Here is a 17,549-nt window from a genome sequence, read left to right on the forward strand (position 1 = left end):
CTAGAAGTACCCCTCGCGCTTGCGGTCTTCCATCGCGGCCTCGGAGAGCTTGTCGTCGGCGCGCGTGGCGCCGCGTTCGGTCAGCCGGGACGCGGCGATCTCGGCGATGACGGCGTCCAGCGTGGTCGCGTCGGAGTCGACGGCTCCCGTGCAGGACATGTCACCCACGGTCCGGTACCGGACGAGGCGCTTCTCGACGGTTTCCTCGTCCCTGGGCCCGCCCCACTCGCCCGCGGTCAGCCACATGCCGCCCCGCCGGAACACCTCGCGCTCGTGGGCGTAGTAGATCTCCGGCAGTTCGATGCCCTCGCGCGCGATGTACTGCCAGACGTCCAGCTCGGTCCAGTTGGACAGTGGGAACACGCGGACGTGCTCGCCGGGCGCGTGCCGCCCGTTGTACAGGTTCCACAGCTCCGGCCGCTGGCGGCGCGGGTCCCACTGCGAGAACTCGTCCCTCAGTGAGAACACCCGCTCCTTGGCGCGGGCCTTCTCCTCGTCGCGCCGTCCGCCGCCGAAGACCGCGTCGAACCGCCCCTCCTGGATCTTCTCGGTCAGCGGCAGCGTCTGCAGCGGATTGCGGGTGCCGTCCGGACGCTCCTTGAGGACACCGCGGTCGATGTAGTCCTGGACGGACGCGACATGCAGCCGCAGGGCGTGCCGGGCCACCGTACGATCGCGGTACTCGAGGACCTCGGGGAAGTTGTGCCCGGTGTCCACGTGCAGCAGCGTGAAGGGCACGGCCGCCGGGGCGAACGCCTTCAGCGCCAGGTGCAGCATGACGATGGAGTCCTTGCCGCCGGAGAAGAGGATCACCGGCCGCTCGAACTCACCCGCCACCTCGCGGAAGATGTGCACCGCCTCCGACTCCAGCGCGTCCAGGTGGCTCAGGGCGTACGGGCTGTCCGTGCCCTCCTCCGCCCTGGCGACAGTGGTCATGCCAGTCCCCTTTCGCTGAGCAGCGCGTACACCGCCGCCGCTGACTCCTGCACGGTCTGGTTCTGGGACTCGATCCGCAGATCGGGCGACTCGGGCTCCTCGTACGGATCGTCGACGCCCGTCAGGCCCCTCAGTTCGCCGGCGGCCTGCTTCGCGTACAGACCCTTCACATCACGTACGGCGCACACCTCGACCGGAGTCGCCACGTGCACCTCGATGTACGGCGCCCCGCTCTCCTGGTGCCGCTTGCGCACGGCCTCGCGGCTGTCCGCGTAGGGCGCGATCACCGGCACCAGCGTCTTGACGCCGTTGCGGGCGAGCAGATCGGCCAGAAAGCCGATGCGCTGCACGTTGGTGTGCCGGTCGGTGCGGCCGAAGCCGAGGCCCGCCGAGATGAACGTGCGGATCTCGTCGCCGTCGAGGACCTCGACGCGGTGGCCCTCGGCGCGCAGCCGGCCGGCCAGCTCGTGGGCGATGGTGGTCTTGCCGGCGCTCGGCAGACCCGTGAGCCAGACGGTGGCCCCGGTCGTCACGTATGTCTCCTGAATGTCCGTCATGGTCAGCCGTGCAGCCCGCACTCGGTCTTGGCCCGGCCCGCCCAGCGCCCGGCCCGTGCGTCCTCGCCCGCCAGGACCCGGCGGGTGCACGGGGCACAGCCCACGGAGGCGTAGCCGTCCATCAGCAGCGGGTTGGTCAGGACGCCGTGTTCGGCGACGTAGGCGTCCACGTCGTCCTGGGTCCAGCGGGCGATCGGCGAGATCTTGACCTTCTGCCGTCGTGCGTCCCAGCCGACGACCGGGGTGTTCGCCCGGGTCGGCGACTCGTCGCGGCGCAGTCCGGTCGCCCAGGCGTCGTAGCCCGTCAGACCCTCCTCCAACGGCTGCACCTTGCGCAGCTTGCAGCACAGGTCGGGGTCACGGTCGTGCAGCTTCGGGCCGTACTCCGTGTCCTGCTCGGCGACCGTCTGACGCGGAGTGAGGGTGATGACGCTGACGTCCATCACCGCCTCGACCGCGTCACGGGTGCCGATGGTCTCCGGGAAGTGGTAGCCGGTGTCGAGGAACACGACGTCGACGCCGGGCATCGCACGCGAGGCGAGGTGGGCGACCACCGCGTCCTCCATCGAAGAGGTCACGCAGAAGCGCGGGCCGAAGGTGTCGGCCGCCCACCGGAGGATCTCCGGCGCGGAGGCGTCCTCCAGGTCGCGGCCCGCCTGCTCGGCGAGCGCCTTGAGATCGTCGGTGCTCCGCTGTTCCTGAGGTGTCGTCATAGCGCGTCCCCTCCGCTGTCGGCTCGCCGGAGACTGTCTTCGTGAGGGGCGTCCGCCTCCGGAGCGCCGAATCCGGCGCTCCGTCGACTCACACCCCGGGCCAGCAGGCCCAGGAACTTCAGCTGGAAGGCGCGATTGCACGCTCGGCATTCCCACGCGCCTCCCCCGCTCTCGGCTCCGCTCGAGCGGGGGGACCCCCATCCCTGCTCACTCGGCCGCAGGTCCTCGTCGCCGCAGTAGGGGCAGTAGAAGGGCGCCGCTCGTTCACTCACGACAGAGCCTCCTCCGAAGCACGGGCCGCCCAGGTCGCGAACCGCTCGCCCTCCTCGCGCTCCGCCTGGTACCGCTTCAGGACGCGCTCGACGTAGTCCGCAAGCTCCTCCGAGGTGACCTTCAGACCGCGGACCTTGCGGCCGAATCCGGCCTCCAGGCCGAGTGCACCGCCCAAGTGCACCTGGAAGCCCTCGACCTGCTCGCCCTGGTCGTTCAGGACCAGTTGGCCCTTGAGACCGATGTCCGCCACCTGGATACGGGCGCAGGCGTTCGGGCAGCCGTTGATGTTGATGGTGATCGGCTCGTCGAAGTCCGGGATGCGGCGCTCCAGTTCGTCGATCAGCGCGGAACCGCGCGCCTTGGTCTCGACGATGGCGAGCTTGCAGTACTCGATGCCGGTGCAGGCCATGGTGCCGCGCCGGAACGGAGAGGGATGCACTGTGAGGTCGAGCGCCTCCAGGCCCTCGACGAGCGAGTCGATCCGGTTCTCCTCGACGTCCAGCACGATCATCTTCTGCTCGGCGGTGGTGCGGACCCGGCCCGACCCGTGTGTCTCGGCGAGCTCCGCGATCTTCGTCAGGATGGTGCCGTCGACGCGGCCGACTCGCGGGGCGAAGCCGACGTAGAAGCGGCCGTCCTTCTGCCGGTGCACGCCGACGTGGTCGCGCCAGCGCTCCACGGGCTGGGCGGGCGCCGGGCCGTCGATCAGCTTCCGCTGGAGGTACTCGTCCTCCAGCACCTGGCGGAACTTCTCCGCGCCCCAGTCGCCGACGAGGAACTTCAGCCGGGCACGGGTGCGCAGCCGCCGGTAGCCGTAGTCACGGAAGATCGAGATGACGCCTTCGAAGACGTCGGGGACCTCGTCCAGTGGCACCCAGGCGCCGAGCCGCTGTCCGATCTTCGGATTGGTGGACAGACCACCGCCGACCCACAGGTCGAATCCGGGGCCGTGCTCCGGGTGGACGACACCCACGAAGGCGACGTCATTGATCTCGTGCGCCACGTCGAGCAGCGGCGATCCCGAGATCGCGGTCTTGAACTTGCGCGGCAGGTTCGAGAACGCCGGGTTGCCGATGACCCGGCGGTGGATCTCCTCGATGGCCGGTGTGCCGTCGATGATCTCGTCCTCGGCGATGCCGGCGACAGGCGAACCGAGGATGACGCGGGGGGTGTCACCGCAGGCTTCGGTCGTCGACAGTCCGACGGACTCCAGGCGGTTCCAGATCTCGGGCACGTCCTCGATCCGGATCCAGTGGTACTGGACGTTCTGCCGGTCGGTGAGGTCGGCGGTGCCGCGCGCGAACTCCTGCGAGATCTCGCCGATGGTCCGCAGCTGGCGCGTGGTCAGACGGCCGCCGTCGATGCGCACGCGCAGCATGAAGTACGTGTCGTCCAGCTCCTCCGGCTCGAGGATCGCGGTCTTGCCGCCGTCGATCCCCGGCTTGCGCTGGGTGTACAGGCCCCACCAGCGCATCCGGCCGCGCAGGTCGTTGGGGTCGATGGAGTCGAAGCCTCGTTTGGAGTAGATCGTCTCAATGCGTGTCCGGACGTTGAGACCGTCGTCGTCCTTCTTGAACTGTTCGTTGCCGTTGAGCGGGGTGAAGTGACCCACGGCCCACTGGCCCTCGCCACGGTGACGGCTCACCTTGCGGCGGGGCGTGGCGGGGTTCTGCGGGGTGGCAGCCATGGTGGGTACGTCCTTCGGGACAGCGACAGGTCGGGTCGGCGCGCAGCGCCGTCGATGAGGGGTGGCGGGTGGGAGGCTCTGGCCTGCACATACGGGTACGTGGCAAGCGCGCGCGTCCTTGCGCGAGGCGGGAGGAGAAAAGAAAACCGGTACTGACTTGAGGCCGTCAGCTCGCCGGACAGATGGCGCTGGACATGCGGCCGAGATCGACGTGCCGTCGACTCACCAAGGCGATTCCAGTCCCAGACATGACGGAAGCGTGTCACGGCGCTCTGGACGCAGTCCAGCTTTGTCCGTCATGCGGACACCCCTGTCCCGGAGTGCAAGACAAGGGCGTTGTCGGTCACACGGCCGCGGCATGCCGTGTCAACGCAGGTCAGACGCGGTACGCCCCAGGCCAGGGTCCCGGCGTGGGTACCTCCGGCTCCTCCTCGACCTTGGTGTCGAAGAGCTTGAAGCCCCGGCGCAGGTAGTTGTCCATCGCGTGTTCGCCGTCCTTGCTGCAGGTGTGCAGCCATACCCGCTTCGACGGCGCCAGCCCCGGCCAGCGGTCCGCGAGGTCCCAGGCGCGGGCAGCGCCGAGGGACAGCAGGTGCCCGCCGATCCGCCGGCCCCGGAACGCCGGAACGAGGCCGAAGTAGACGATCTCCACGGCACCCTCGTCCTGCGCCTCCAGCTCCACGTACCCCGCGGGCGTCCCCCGGTCGTAGGCGACCCAGGTCTCCACACCCCGCCGGGTCAGGTGCTCCTGCCACTGCGCGTACGTCCAGCCGAGCCGGTCGACCCAGAGGATGTCCCCACCGACCGACGCGTACAGAAAGCGGCTGAACTCGGGCGACGGCACCTCCGCGCGGACGATGCGGACATCGCCCTCGGGGGGTGTCGCGGGCAGCATGTCCGCCGGGGACGTCTGCTCCAGGGACCACGTGGTCACGGTGAGGGGACTCATGCCGCCAGGGAATCATGGCGGTGAGCGGTACGACAAAAGGGTCCCCGGTCCCCGGTCCCCGGTCCGCTGTCCTATTCCAGCGCGTCGTCCACGGAGTCCAGCGGCACCGCGTACAGCACCCGGCCGTTGACCGGGCCGGGCACGGGGCCGGCGCGGCCGCCGGTGGCGCCCTCGGTCAGCGTCCACAGCTCACCGGTCTCCGGCCAGTACGACAGGGACGCGGTATGGCGGCCCCAGCAGGCGCGGCTCTCGTCGGCCGAGCACGTGGCGGCCGTGGCTCCGGAGGTGTTCTGTCGCCAGAGTGTGCCGTGCCGCCCGTCGACCGCGGGTGCGCCGTCGACGTACCAGGCGGCCCGCGCCGCCCTGCCGTGCCGGTACGACAGCACGCCCTGCACGTCGGCCGCGTCCGTCCGGTAGGCCTCGCTCGCCCGGACGTCGCGAAGCCCGTCCGCGGAGAGCAGGCCGAGGCGGCCGGGCACGGTGCTGAACGGATAGCGCCACACACGGGCGGGAGAGTCGGTGCTTCCGGGACGGAACCGCTCGGCCGCCACCAGGCTGGCCGGGACCGAGGTGCGGTCGAGCGAAAGGGCCCAGAAACAGGGCACCCCGTGGTCGTCGGCCCTCGAACAGGAGCCGCCGGTCAAACGATAGGAACCGACGCTGGGCAGCACGTACTGGTAGCCGTGTGCGGCGTAGCCGCCGTGCACCCGGCCGATCGCGGGGCTGTCGACATTCGCCTTCAGGATGTGGTGCAGGTCGAAGACCCGCAGGGAGCCGCGGTCGGTGACGAAGAGCTTGTCCTCGTACCAGACCATCCCGGACAGTCTGGTGCGGACGGCGGTGAAGTCCTTGCCGTCGGAGCGCGGGGTGACGAGGAGCACCCAGCGGTAGGCGAGACGGGCCGGGTCGTCCGCGTCGATGAAGGCGATCCGGGCGAGACCCCGGTCCCCGGCGCGCTGGACGGAGCCGCCGCCACCGTGCGTCCAGCCCGACAGGATGACGCGGTCGGCGCCCCAGCGGCCGCTGTCCTGGGCGTCCCCGGAGGTGGTGACGGAGCGGGGCACCCAGTCGCCGGCCGTCGCGTCGTCGTGCGCCCAGCAGTACGCGCGCATGGCGGTGGGCTTCACGGGCAGTGCGGCGGTCTCGGCGGTGTCGCACGCGTTCCGGTCGCGCATGGTCCGGTCGGCGGAGGCGAGAACGCCGTGAACGTCGACACCGCCCCCCATGGCACGGGTCAGTCTGTCGAGTGTTCTGCGATCGGTGAGGTCCTCATGGAGGCGCAGCTTCGCGGTCTCGGTCGCGGCGGTGACGCGTGTCAGCCCCCCTGGGCTGTCCCCGCCCGCGGCCTGAGAGGTGCTGATCAGCGTGGCTGCGGCGGTGAGCGCCAGAGCGGTCCCGGCCAGCGTGGCGCGCAGGGCGCGCCCCCGGCGTTTGCGGCGGTGCCTGCCACGGTGCTGCATACAAACCTCCCGGCGTAGGCCAACTGCGCCTCATGGTCCGGTCATTGACGCGAGGAGCGGGTGGGGTGGCCTGTGCAAGGGATGCTACGGCAGACGGACGCGACGGCGGCCGAAGACCCGGGAAATGCCGTGTCATTCCCATCGGCGGGGCTGAAGGCCGGGGTGGGGGACGAGCGGGAGTGCGAGCCGAGGGCCACCCGGCGGGCCGGGGGACGGCTCTTCCCCGGCACCGCCCGGGAAGGCGTCCCGTGCCCGCAGCACCGCGGGCGCCACCGAGTGCGGCAGCAGGTCGCAGGGGTCGGCGGGGACCAGCAACTCCACCTCCGCCGCATCGCAGAAACGATACGGCCGGTGTTCCAGGAATGCCCCCAGGTACCTCCGCACCCGGGACATCTCCGCGCGGACCGTGACCGTGCGGGCCGGGTCCCCGAACATGTCGGAGGCCAGTGCCGCAGCCGTGCGGCCCGGGCGGTGCAGGGCCAGCAGGTAGAGCAACTCCGCGTGCCGGGGGCTGAGTTCATGGGTCCAGGAGCCCGTGTCGCCCGACACCGTCACGGACCAGCGGCGCGGATGCGCGACGTCCACGACGACCCGTGTGGTGTGCGTCGGTGCCGGCGCGTCCGCGATGCGGATCAGCCAGCCGCCGGGCAGTGGCTCCACCGTGCAGGGGCCCAGCGCGGGCAGCAGAGTCAGGCCGGGCGGGAGCGACGCGGGCAGGGCGACGCGTCCGGTGTACGGCATCCCGGTCACCGCAGCCGTCCAGCCGTCCGTGTCGATGGCCAGTGCCCGGCCGCCGAGCTTGGCCAGCAGCGGCGCCGCCACCGCACGCAGCCTCTCCAGCGAGTTCAGATGCAGCTCCCGCAGCCGTGCCTCCGCGAGTTTGGCCACGGCGTCCACCCAGGCGAGCGTTGCCGGGTGCATCGTCTCCAGCGGGCCGCTGAGGTCCACGACCCCGAGCAGCCGGCCGTCGCGCGGATCCGTGATCGGAGCGCCCGCGCAGGTCCAGGTGGCGAGAGAACGTAGGAAGTGCTCCGACGCGAAGACCTGCACGGGTCGCCGGGTCACCGCCGCAGTGCCCACGCCATTGGTGCCGACGGCCCCTTCGCCCCAGTCCGCGCCCGGCTCGAAGCCCATTCCGTCCGCCTTGCGCAGCACCGGCGAGGAGCCCTCGCGCCACAGGACCCGCCCGTCCGCGTCCGCGACGACCATGATGTGCTGCGCGACGTCTGCGACCGACAGCAGACCCTCGCGCAGGACCGGCAGCACGTGCCGCAGCGGTGAGTCCTGACGGCGCCGCTCGATCTCGTCGCGGCCCAGCAGCTCGGCCCGGAAGTCGTGGTCCGGGTCGACGCCGCTGCGCAGCATCCGCCCCCACGACGCCTCGATCACCGGGCGCGGCGGGACCGGAGCGCGTTGTCCCGCGAGCGTCGCGTTGCGTACGTCATTGAGGACGCGCGCCGCCTGCGCGGCATCTCGAGCGGCGAGCCGCGTGACGTCTTGCCCGTCCGAGTGCGCCACTGGAACCTCCCCCAAGGCGTGGCTGTCCGTTTTGGCTCGGTGCCGGTCAGCCTTTTCCGGACACGAAAACTCCGGACCGGTGTTGACGGTTGTTCTCATTTTGCCGTCTGCCCGCCACGGAGGGGCGCACTCCGGCAACAGCGAGAAGCAAGTTGCAACCTCTTGCAACCCTGGCGGACGGCCCACCGGTCATCGAAACTTGTGCAACGCCGCTCCGGCGGCGTCCGTGCTCCTTGAGGGGGCCAGAACAAGCGGGGGTGGTGCCGTGTCGGCGCAGCACCACCCCCGCGATACGCGCCTGGGGGGACGCGCGAGACGTCACGGGCTGGGGGGAGCCCGTGACGTACGGACCGGGAGCAGCCGCGACGCCTTTGCGCGGCCGGCCAGGCCGTCGCGTCGTACGGCCGGAAGTCGTCAGGCGACGGGCCTCGCCCGCTCCACCACGGTGGCCAGATTCAGGCCGTGCGGCAGGGTGCCGAAGGCCGAACCCCAGTCGCCGCCGAGCCGGGAGGCGCAGAAGGCGTCTGCGACCTCCGGCGGCGCGTAGCGCACGAGAAGGGATCCCTGGAGCACCAGCGCGATCCGTTCGACCACGCGGCGTGCCCGCGCCTCGACGCTCTCCAGGTCGGCAAGTTCGGTGAGCAGATTCTTGATCGCGCCGTCCAGACGGTGGTCCGCGCCGCGCGCCCGGCCCACCTCCTGGAGGTAGGCGTCGAGCGCCTGCGGTTCGCGCTGGAGCGCACGCAGCACGTCGAGCGCCTGGACGTTGCCCGCCCCCTCCCAGACGGAGTTGAGCGGAGACTCGCGCAGCAGCCGCGGCATGCCCGACTCCTCGACGTACCCGTTGCCGCCGAGGCACTCCGACGCCTCCGCCACCAGCGGGGTGCACCGCTTGGTCACCCAGTACTTCGCGGCAGGCACCGCGAGCCTGAGAAGCGCGCGCTCCTGCTCGCTCCCGTCGTCGTACGCCGCCGCGAGCCGCAGCCCGAGGGTCGTCGCCGCCTCCGACTCCAGAGCCAGGTCCGCGAGCACATTGCGCATCAGGGGCTTGTCGACGAGCTTGCCGCCGAAGGCCTCACGGTAGGTGGAGTGGTGGATCGCCTGCGCCACCGCCTGCCGCATCAGCGACGCCGAGCCGAGAACGCAGTCGAGGCGGGTGGCCGCCACCATCTCGATGATGGTGCGCACCCCGCGCCCCTCGTCGCCGACCCGGCGCGCCCAGGTGCCGTCGAACTCGACCTCGCTGGATGCGTTGGACCGGTTGCCGAGCTTGTCCTTGAGCCGCTGGATGAGGAAGACGTTGCGGCTGCCGTCCTCCAGCACGCGCGGAACGAGGAAACAGGTCAGCCCTCCCGGCGCCTGCGCGAGCACCAGGAACGCGTCCGACATGGGCGCCGAGCAGAACCACTTGTGACCCGTCAGCTCGTAGGTCCCGTCCTCGGCGAGCGGCCGGGCCGTGGTCGTGTTGGCGCGTACGTCGCTGCCGCCCTGCTTTTCCGTCATGCCCATGCCGAAGATGACACCGGCCTTCTCCGCGGCGGGGCGCAGACCCGCGTCATAGACCATGGAGGTCAGCCGCGGCTCCCACTCGGCGGCCAGCGCTGGGTCCGTGCGCAGGGCGGGGACGGCGGCATGGGTCATCGACAGCGGACAGCCGTTGCCCGCCTCGGCCTGTGTCCAGAGGACGAACCCGGCGGCCCGGCGCACATGCCCGCCCGGCCGCGACCAGGCCGCGGTCAGGCCCGCGGCGACGCCCTTGCCGAGCAGCCGGTGCCAGGACGGATGGAACTCGACCTCGTCGATGCGGTTCCCGTAGCGGTCGTGGGTCCGCAGCCTGGGCGGGTACTCGTTGGCCTGCGCCCCCCACTCCTGTACCTGGGCGGAACCGACGCTCCGCCCCAGCCCGGAGAGTTCGTCGAGGGCCTCGTCGAGGAGCGCGGGGTCGAGATGCCGCTCGACGGCCTCCACGAGGGCGCGGTCGGCGGTGAAGACGTCGTATCCGACCAGCGGCGGAGCCTGGTTGGTCACGGTGTGCGTGGTCGCTGCCATGAGCCGAACTTACCCTTCGGTACGCCGCCGGTCACCCGTCTCGCCGTGGAGCGCGTCACATGCTTCGGGGCCCGCCCCACCAGGATATGAGTCTGGGCACCGGCGACGGATACCGTTGAGGCGTGCAGTCAGCAGCAAGAGAGAACCCCAAACAACTCCCCAGCCGTCTCCACCGGGCGCGTGCCCTCTACCGGAACGTCTCCAAGCGCAGGACCGCCTGGCTGTTGCTGAAGGAGACGGTCAACTCGTGCCTGGAGTACCGGATCCTCGGGCTCGCGGCCGAGGCGGCGTTCTTCACGCTGCTGTCCGTGCCGCCGCTGCTGCTGAGCCTCATCGGGCTGCTGGGCTACGTCGACGCCTGGACCGGTGCCGACACCATCCAGAGCGTGGAGAAGAACCTGCTGGAGGCCTCGCGCACCGTCCTGTCCGACAAGGGTGTCACGCAGATCGCCCAGCCGATCCTGCACGACGTGATGAGGGGCGGCCGTCCCGACGTCATCTCCATCGGCTTCCTGTTCGCCCTGTGGTCGGGGTCGCGGGCCGTGAACGTCTTCATCGACACGATCACGGTGATGTACGGGCTCGACGGCACCCGCGGCATCGTCAAGACCCGGCTGCTCTCCTTCGTCCTCTTCATCGTCGCGCTGCTGATCGGCTCGGTCGCCCTGCCGCTGATGGTGGCGGGTCCCGACGCGGTGGTGAACATCGTCCCCTGGTCGACGACGGTGGTGCAGGTGCTGTACTGGCCGGTGGTCATCGTCCTGTCGATCGTGTTCCTGACGACGCTGTACCACGTGTCCGTGCCCGTCCGGTCCCCCTGGGTGGAGGACGTGCCCGGGGCCCTGGTGGCCCTGGCCATGTGGGTGCTCGGATCCTTTCTGCTGCGCATCTATCTGACCCACACCATCGAGGGACCGACGATCTACGGTTCACTGGCCGCGCCCGTGGCCGTGCTGCTGTGGATCGGCGTGTCCGCCTTCGCGGTGCTGGTGGGAGCGGCCGTCAACGCGGCGATCGACCGGGAGTGGCCGGCGGCGGCCACGGCGGCGGCCCGCGCGGCCAACGAGCGGCTGCGTCACGAGCAGGCCGCGGAGTACGTGGCCCGCGCGGCGGCGCGAGCCGCGGACCCCGAGGACCCCGACATGCCGTCGGAGTTCCCGGAGCGCTGGTCGCGCTTCCTGCCCCCGGAGGACGTCACCTCACGTCTGCGGACGCATGTGCGCAGCCCGCACCAGTCGCCGCACAAGGAGGGGGAGCCGGGGGAGTGAGCGGCGGTCACGCCGTCCGCACCCCGGTCTCCGCGGTCTCGGTGACCGCCTGCCGGTCCCTTCGCCCCCGGCACCGCCGTCGCGAAGGAGGCCGGCGCCCGCGCCCGACGGCCGGTGCGTCGTGCGCGCATCCGCCGACGACTGCCACCGCCCGTGGGGCGGCGAGAGGCGAGTGACCCTCAGCCCGGGCCGAGCCGCGACGCCTCACCGTGGCCGTCATCCGGCTCCGCACCCGGAGGGCGAAGCGCTTCATCGACCACCTTGCGCCGTGGCGACTTGTCCCCGGCGACCAACCCTGCGGCACGAGCCAGCTCGGCCCTCAGCTGGTCGAACGCCAACGCCCCTGACAGTTCTCGCAACCTGCGACTCCTGCTCATACAACCTCAACGCTCCGGCGCGCCCGGCCGTCACCGGAGTGCCGCCGAATGGAGTACGCCGCCGTGGACGCCGCCGCCCCGCGGTGCCAGCCGCAACAGTCCGTACAACGCGGCCTTCATGCCGTGCCGCTCGGGCCACCGACTGACCCGCACCCCGCGTGGGACGTTCCCTGGAAGAGTGACACCGTTGCGCATCGACGTGCATGCTCGTCTGCGGGCCACAGAGCACCCCCGACCGCCTCGAACGACCGGGGAGGGCCGACACGGCCCCCGCTCGGCCTGCCGGGGTCGTGACGGGCCGTTCCGGCCGGGCCCGGGTGCCCGGCCGGAACGGCTGGGCCTCGCCGGGCGGTTAGGCTCGGGGCCGTGACCTTCCGCGTTCTCGTGTACACCCGCACCACCGGCTACCGGCACGACTCCATCCCCGCCGCCGTCGCCGCCGTACGCAACCTCGGGACGGTCCATGGGTTCGAGGTCGACGCCACCGAGGACCCCGTCGCCTTCGAGGCGCCCCTGGACGCCTACGCGGTGGCCGTCTTCCTGTCCACCAGCGGCGAGGTACTGACCCCGCGGGGCCGCACCCGGCTCGAGGCCCATCTGCGCGGAGGCGGCGGTTTTGTCGGCGTACACGCGGCCGCCTGCACCGAGTACGACTGGCCCTACTACGGCGGGATGCTGGGCGCCCGGTTCGCGCGGCACCCCCAGTACCAGCCGGGGAAGGCGGTCGTCGAGGACCGTGAGCATCCGGCGACCCGGCACCTGCCCGCCGTCTGGGAGTTCACGGACGAGTGGTACGACTTCCGGGCGAGCCCCCGTGGCTCGGTGCGCGTGCTCGCCTCCGCCGACGAATCCTCCTACGGGGGAGGCGGAATGGGCGACGACCACCCGCTGGTGTGGTGCCACGAGCACGATGGCGGACGGGTGTTCTACACGGCGCTCGGACACGCGTCCGAGGCGTACGCGGATCCCGACTTCCGCGCCCATCTCCTCGGCGGTATCCGCTGGGCGGCCCGGGTCCAGTAGCGGGGCGCGGCCGTCCACGTACGCCCCCCGGGCGCGTCGAGAGCTCGGTCCGCGCTGCCTCCGGCCGTCGTGCGGGGCGGTCTCCACCGGGACGGCCCTTCTCACGGACCGTGGACCGGAACACGCGGGTGCCCGTCCGTCGGGCGGTCCGGCGGTCGGGGAAAGTGATGTGATGCGGTGAAACGGGCAGTCCTGGCGTGGGAGGAGATGACCACATGGAGCGTGCGGACGAGGTGGCCGTGAATCCGGTGAGCCCGGCGGATCCCGTGGTTCGCACTCCCTACGGAGCGGTGCGGGGCCGGTACGAGCAAGGGGCCGCCGTCTTCCGTGGAATCCCCTTCGCCGCCCCGCCCTTCGGCCCGAACCGCTTCCGCCCGCCCGTCCCGCCCGAGCCCTGGGACGGGGTGCGGGACGCGGGCGCGTTCGGGCCGACGCCGCCGAAGCCGCCGTACTCCGAGGCCTTCGCGCGCTATCTGTCCGACCCGGTGGTCGCCGGGGACGACTGCCTCAATCTGAACGTGTGGACTCCGGCGCCCGACCCCGGCGCCCGGCTCCCGGTGATGGTCTGGATCCACGGTGGCGCCCTGACCCGCGGTTCCTCCGCCGTCCCCGTCTATGACGGCAGCGCCTTTGCCCGCGACGGAGTCGTCCTCGTCTCCTTCAACTACCGCCTGGGTGTCGAGGGTTACGGCCTGTTCCCGGATGCCCCGGCCAACCCGGGGCTGCGCGACCAGCTGGCGGCGCTGGAGTGGGTGCACGAGGTCGTCGCCGCGTTCGGCGGCGACCCGGACCGGGTGACCGTCTTCGGCGAGTCCGCGGGCGCCATCAGCATCGGCGCCCTGCTGGCCAGTCCACGCGCCCGGGGGCTGTTCCGGCGGGCGGTGCTGCAGAGCGGGCCGCCGGAGTCCACGGACCGGGACAGGGTGCGGCGTCTGGTACGGCGCATGGCCACGAGGCTGAAGGTGCCGGCGACGGCGGCCGCGTTCGCCGGGGTGGACCGCACGGTGCTGGCCGATGTCCAGGCGGAGGTGGGCCGCCGGGCCAGCCCGATCCTCGGGGGGCCCGCCTTCGGGATCGTCGTCGACGGCGACCTGGTGCCCCGTGATCCGCTGGAGGCGCTGCTCGACGGCATCGCCGGGGACATCCCGCTGCTGCTGGGCTGGACCAGCGAGGAGCACCGGCTGTGGCTCGCGCCCACCGGGTTGGTCGAGCGCATCGACCGGTTGGGCGCGGTCGCCATGGCCGGTGCGATGGCCCGCTGCCACTGCGGACCCGACGTCCCCCGCGGCTATCGCAACGCCCGCCCGGGCGACCCCATCTCCGACCTGGTGGGCCAGCTGGTGACGGACTATCTGCTCCGCCGTCCCCTGCACCGTCTTGCCGACTCCCGGGTGGGCGGCGGCCGCGCCTCTTCCCACGTCTACGAGTTCGCCTGGCGGTCGGGGCTCGCCGGCCTCGGCGCCTGCCACGCCCTGGAGCTGGGATTCGTCTTCGACAGTGCGGGGGTTCCCGAAGCCGAGAAACTGGCCGGCCCTGACGCGCCTCGCGAACTCGCCCGCGAGATGCACGGCGCGTGGGTGCGCTTCGCGACGGACGGCGAGCCGGGCTGGCCGGCCTGGGACACCACCCATCCGGTGCGGATCTTCGGTGGCGACGGTGACCCGGTCGTACAAGGACCCCGCGACACCGAGATGGAACTGTGGGGCACCGCGTCCACCCCGCCGCAGTCCGCCCCGGTCTCCGGTGCGGGGAACGGGTCACGGCTGCGGGGGGCGCCGCTGGCGGCGGTACGGCGGCTGCGCAGGCCCGGGGGTGTGCGCCGCAGCGACGTGGAGTGAACCGCAGGGCCACCCGCCCGGACCGTCGCGGCCGATGTGCTCAGCCGGACGCCGAGGAGGCTCTCAGCGTCTGCGCCACGGAGGTGATCGCTGCGGGACCCACCCGGCAGCATCCGCCGATCAGCCGGGCCCCGGCGGCGGCCCACGTGGTGACCCGGCTCGCGGCGAACGTGGTGCGGCCGTCCCAGGCGCGGGCCCGGGCGTCCCAGGACTCACCACTGTTGGGATAGACCACCACCGGCTTGCCCGTCACGCGCGCGGCCGTCTCGACCGCCGCGTCCACGTCCTGGGGTGCGCAGCAGTTGACGCCCACCGCGATCACCTCGTCCGCGTCGGCGGCCAGGGCGAACGCGTCCTCCAGCGGCTGTCCGGCGCGCGTACGGTCGCCGGAGACGGTGTACGACAGCCAGGCGGGCACGCCGAGCCCGCGCACCGCCCGCAGCAGGGCCGCCGCCTCGTCCGCGTCGGGGACGGTCTCCAGGGCCAGCACGTCGGGGCCGGCCGCCGCCAGCACCTCGAGGCGAGGCCGGTGGAAGGCCTCCAGCTCGGCGACCGTGAGGCCGTAGCGGCCCCGGTACTCGGAGCCGTCGGCGAGCCTCGCCCCGTACGGTCCGACGGACGCCGCCACCCACAGCGGTCGCAGGATGCCCTCGGCGTGCGCCCGCTCGGCCGCCTCACGGGCCAGGTCCACGCTCAGTGCGAGCAGCCCGGCCGCCCGCTCGCGACCGATGCCGCGTTCCGCGAAGCCCTCGAACGTCGCCTGGTAGCTGGAGGTGATCGCCACGTCCGCGCCCGCCTCGAAGTACGTCAGGTGCGCATCGGTGATCGCCTCCGGCCGCTCCCCGAGCAGCCGCGCCGACCACAGTGCGTCGCCCAGATCGTGTCCCGCCCACTCGAGCTGGTTCGACATGCCGCCGTCCAGGACGAGTGTTCCGGCGGCCAGGGCTTCGGCGAGAGGGGGACGGGTCTTGCCGGTCATGCCATGACGCTAGTCGAAGGGCGGACGTCCGGCGCTGTGGGCGCCAGACCGGCCCTGCCCCGCGGGGTGATGTCCGGCCGGCCCGACGGTCACGATCCACCTCCGTGACGGGAGGCGATACAGCGCACACACGTCCGTCGACGGCGCGACGGTGTACACGGGTCTGGTGCGCGACGCGCTGGTGGCGCAAGATCTGATACGAGGGTTTTCCACGTCGAGACGGCCCTCTCGCCGGGGCGAGCGCACCAGGATCGTGACCCCCGCCCAGAGCGCCTGGGGCGTCCCGACCGGAACCGGGGCGCCCCAGGTCCGCGCCGTCAGGGACCATCGCAACATTTCGGCGGGCACCGAAGAGGCGGGCCGTTACGGTGGGGCCCCGTCGTACGACGACGTGCAGGTCCTGGCTCAGTCACGCCCGGGTACGGGGGCTTGAAGGAGCAGCGCGGGATCGCTGCCGGGTGCGTCGGGACACGGGTCAGTCGTCGCTCCGCTTCCTCTCGCGGGGCCAGTGCTCCAGGGCCACGTGCAGGGCGTCGACGGCCTTGGCCCAGGAGGCCTCCACGTCCCGGGGCGCGCCGAAGGCGCCGGTGGCCTCGAGAACGCAGTAGCCGTGGAAAGTGCTGCGCAACAGGCGTACGGCGTCGGTGAGATCGGGTTCGTCGAGTCCGTAGGCGCGCAGCATGCCGTAGGTGATCTCCGCGGTGCGGCGCATGGCGGGGGAGTCCGTGACGAGCGACCGGCCGATGCGGATCTGTGTGGCCGCGTACCGCCCGGGGTACCGGCGCGCGTACTCCCGGTAGGTGCCGGCGAAGGCCGTCAGCGCGTCCTTGCCTGCCCTCCCGGCGACCGCGGCGGCGATATGGTCGATCATCTCGCCGCCGGCGAACAGGGCGAGCCGGGTGCGCAGGTCCTGCAGATTCCTGATGTGCGAGTACAGGCTCGCGTCCTTGACCCCGAAGCGCCGTGCCAGTGCGGACAAGGTGACGTTGTCGTAGCCGACCTCGTCCGCGAGGTCGGCGGCGGCCGTGATCAGTCGCTGCGCGTTGAGACCGGCACGGACCATGGACCGCCTTCCCCGCGAACCTGGAGCTCCTTGGGAAAAGGCTAGTACGCACGGTCCACGTCAGTGGCGGCTTGGCCTCCGCGAGGCGAACCCGAGGAACTCCGACCAGACGGCGGGGGAGAGGGCGAGCCGGGGGCCGGTGGTGTTCTTGGAGTCGCGGACGTGGACGGCGGTGGGGCCGAGGGCCACTTCCACGCAGTCGCCAGAGCTGTCGCCGCTGTAACTGCTCTTGAACCAAGCCAGTTCGGTGGGGCTCATAACGCTCCTCGCATCCGTTCCAGCAGGCTTCTCGTGTCGTCCGGCGTGAGAGCCTGTGAGCGCAGTTTCGCATAGCGCATGTGGAGCACACTGATCGTTTTCGGGTTGGTCACGAGTTGGCCGCTCTCCTGGCCTTCGCAATACCCGAACCACTCGTTCTCGGCCGTCTCCAGGAGCTGGACGGGGCCATTGAGTCCCGCGTGGACATCGCGGTCCAGCGGCATCAACTGCACTTCCACATTGCGGAGTTCCGACGCCCTCAGGATTCGATCGATCAGCTCGCGGGTGACATCGGGCCCGCCGGTGCGCCGCTTGACGATGTGCTCCTCGACAATGAAGCTGAACGCCGTTTTGGGCCGCCCGGTGAGCAGGGACTGCCGCTCCAAACGGGCGGTGATCATCGCCTCGATCTGGGAGTCCGTGAGCAGTGGCAGTCGCTCACTGAACAACCTTCGCGCATACGCCTCCGTCTGCAACAACCCCGGCACCAACCGGCTCTCGAAGGTGTACAGGCTGATCGCCTGCTCCTCCAGTTCCGCCCACTGCCGGAACCAGGACGCCAGTCCCTTCTCCCGCCCCACGTGCTTGTACGCCCCCTTGA

16 protein-coding genes and 1 pseudogene are annotated in these 17,549 nt (G+C 71.5%); 3 read left to right on the forward strand and 14 right to left on the reverse strand.

Features of this window, described 5'->3' with window-relative positions; translation table 11 throughout:
• The 10 genes and pseudogenes from cysD to VXC91_RS03415 form a co-directional block, all read right to left on the reverse strand.
• Positions 1 to 936, reverse strand: a complete 936-nt coding sequence (gene cysD / locus VXC91_RS03370) for a sulfate adenylyltransferase subunit CysD (protein ID WP_329504951.1) — start codon at positions 934 to 936, stop codon at positions 1 to 3.
• Positions 933 to 1,493, reverse strand: coding sequence for an adenylyl-sulfate kinase (gene cysC / locus VXC91_RS03375; RefSeq protein WP_329504952.1), 561 nt, complete (start codon positions 1,491 to 1,493; stop codon positions 933 to 935). Before cysC ends, cysD begins: the two co-directional genes overlap by 4 nt.
• Before the next feature lie 2 nt (positions 1,494 to 1,495).
• Positions 1,496 to 2,206 carry a phosphoadenylyl-sulfate reductase gene (locus VXC91_RS03380; protein WP_329504953.1) on the reverse strand — a complete coding sequence of 237 codons (711 nt, stop codon included), beginning with the start codon at positions 2,204 to 2,206 and terminating at the stop codon, positions 1,496 to 1,498.
• Between the two features lie 71 nt (positions 2,207 to 2,277).
• Positions 2,278 to 2,478: pseudogene (locus tag VXC91_RS03385) on the reverse strand (hypothetical protein); the annotation flags it as partial.
• Entirely contained in the window at positions 2,475 to 4,166 is a 1,692-nt protein-coding gene (locus tag VXC91_RS03390; protein WP_329504954.1) for a nitrite/sulfite reductase, read from the reverse strand. The gene VXC91_RS03390 and the pseudogene VXC91_RS03385, both read right to left, overlap by 4 nt.
• Positions 4,167 to 4,332: 166 nt before the next feature.
• Positions 4,333 to 4,416: a putative leader peptide gene (locus VXC91_RS03395; RefSeq protein WP_309486338.1), complete on the reverse strand. Its 84-nt coding sequence runs from the start codon at positions 4,414 to 4,416 to the stop codon at positions 4,333 to 4,335.
• Positions 4,417 to 4,542: 126 nt separating this feature from the next.
• Entirely contained in the window at positions 4,543 to 5,115 is a 573-nt protein-coding gene (locus VXC91_RS03400; protein ID WP_329504955.1) for a GNAT family N-acetyltransferase, read from the reverse strand.
• Between the two features lie 71 nt (positions 5,116 to 5,186).
• On the reverse strand, positions 5,187 to 6,575 hold the full coding sequence (locus VXC91_RS03405; protein ID WP_329504957.1) for a hypothetical protein: 1,389 nt from the start codon (positions 6,573 to 6,575) through the stop codon (positions 5,187 to 5,189).
• Between the two features lie 132 nt (positions 6,576 to 6,707).
• Complete coding sequence (locus tag VXC91_RS03410) at positions 6,708 to 8,093, reverse strand: helix-turn-helix domain-containing protein (protein WP_329504958.1); 1,386 nt, start codon at positions 8,091 to 8,093, stop codon at positions 6,708 to 6,710.
• Positions 8,094 to 8,507: 414 nt separating this feature from the next.
• Complete coding sequence (locus VXC91_RS03415; RefSeq protein ID WP_329504959.1) at positions 8,508 to 10,142, reverse strand: acyl-CoA dehydrogenase family protein; 1,635 nt, start codon at positions 10,140 to 10,142, stop codon at positions 8,508 to 8,510.
• Positions 10,143 to 10,264: 122 nt separating this feature from the next.
• On the opposite strand from VXC91_RS03415, the gene VXC91_RS03420 reads away from it, so the two are divergent.
• The 3 genes from VXC91_RS03420 to VXC91_RS03430 all read left to right on the forward strand — a co-directional run bounded on the left by VXC91_RS03420 (position 10,265) and on the right by VXC91_RS03430 (position 14,648).
• Complete coding sequence (locus tag VXC91_RS03420; RefSeq protein WP_329504960.1) at positions 10,265 to 11,410, forward strand: YihY/virulence factor BrkB family protein; 1,146 nt, start codon at positions 10,265 to 10,267, stop codon at positions 11,408 to 11,410.
• Positions 11,411 to 12,153: 743 nt separating this feature from the next.
• A complete protein-coding gene (locus tag VXC91_RS03425) occupies positions 12,154 to 12,810 on the forward strand; it encodes a ThuA domain-containing protein (RefSeq protein WP_329504961.1) in 657 nt (218 codons plus the stop codon).
• A 215-nt stretch (positions 12,811 to 13,025) separates the two neighbouring features.
• Positions 13,026 to 14,648, forward strand: a complete 1,623-nt coding sequence (locus VXC91_RS03430; RefSeq protein WP_329504962.1) for a carboxylesterase/lipase family protein — start codon at positions 13,026 to 13,028, stop codon at positions 14,646 to 14,648.
• Between the two features lie 40 nt (positions 14,649 to 14,688).
• Here VXC91_RS03430 and mmuM read toward each other — a convergent pair whose 3' ends face one another.
• From mmuM to VXC91_RS03450, 4 genes are all read right to left on the reverse strand, one after another.
• Positions 14,689 to 15,627, reverse strand: a complete 939-nt coding sequence (gene mmuM / locus VXC91_RS03435) for a homocysteine S-methyltransferase (protein WP_329504963.1) — start codon at positions 15,625 to 15,627, stop codon at positions 14,689 to 14,691.
• A gap of 475 nt (positions 15,628 to 16,102) precedes the next feature.
• The gene (locus VXC91_RS03440; RefSeq protein WP_329504964.1) at positions 16,103 to 16,690 is read right to left on the reverse strand and encodes a TetR/AcrR family transcriptional regulator; all 588 of its coding nucleotides are present in this window, start codon (positions 16,688 to 16,690) and stop codon (positions 16,103 to 16,105) included.
• Between the two features lie 60 nt (positions 16,691 to 16,750).
• Positions 16,751 to 16,948 (reverse strand): DUF397 domain-containing protein, encoded by a 198-nt coding sequence (locus VXC91_RS03445; RefSeq protein WP_329504966.1) that lies wholly within the window; start codon positions 16,946 to 16,948, stop codon positions 16,751 to 16,753.
• The coding region (locus VXC91_RS03450; protein ID WP_329504968.1) for a DUF5753 domain-containing protein at positions 16,945 to 17,549 on the reverse strand (605 nt) is incomplete at its 5' end. The genes VXC91_RS03450 and VXC91_RS03445, both read right to left, overlap by 4 nt.

This window comes from Streptomyces chiangmaiensis (assembly GCF_036281785.1).
Lineage (GTDB): Bacteria > Actinomycetota > Actinomycetes > Streptomycetales > Streptomycetaceae > Streptomyces > Streptomyces chiangmaiensis.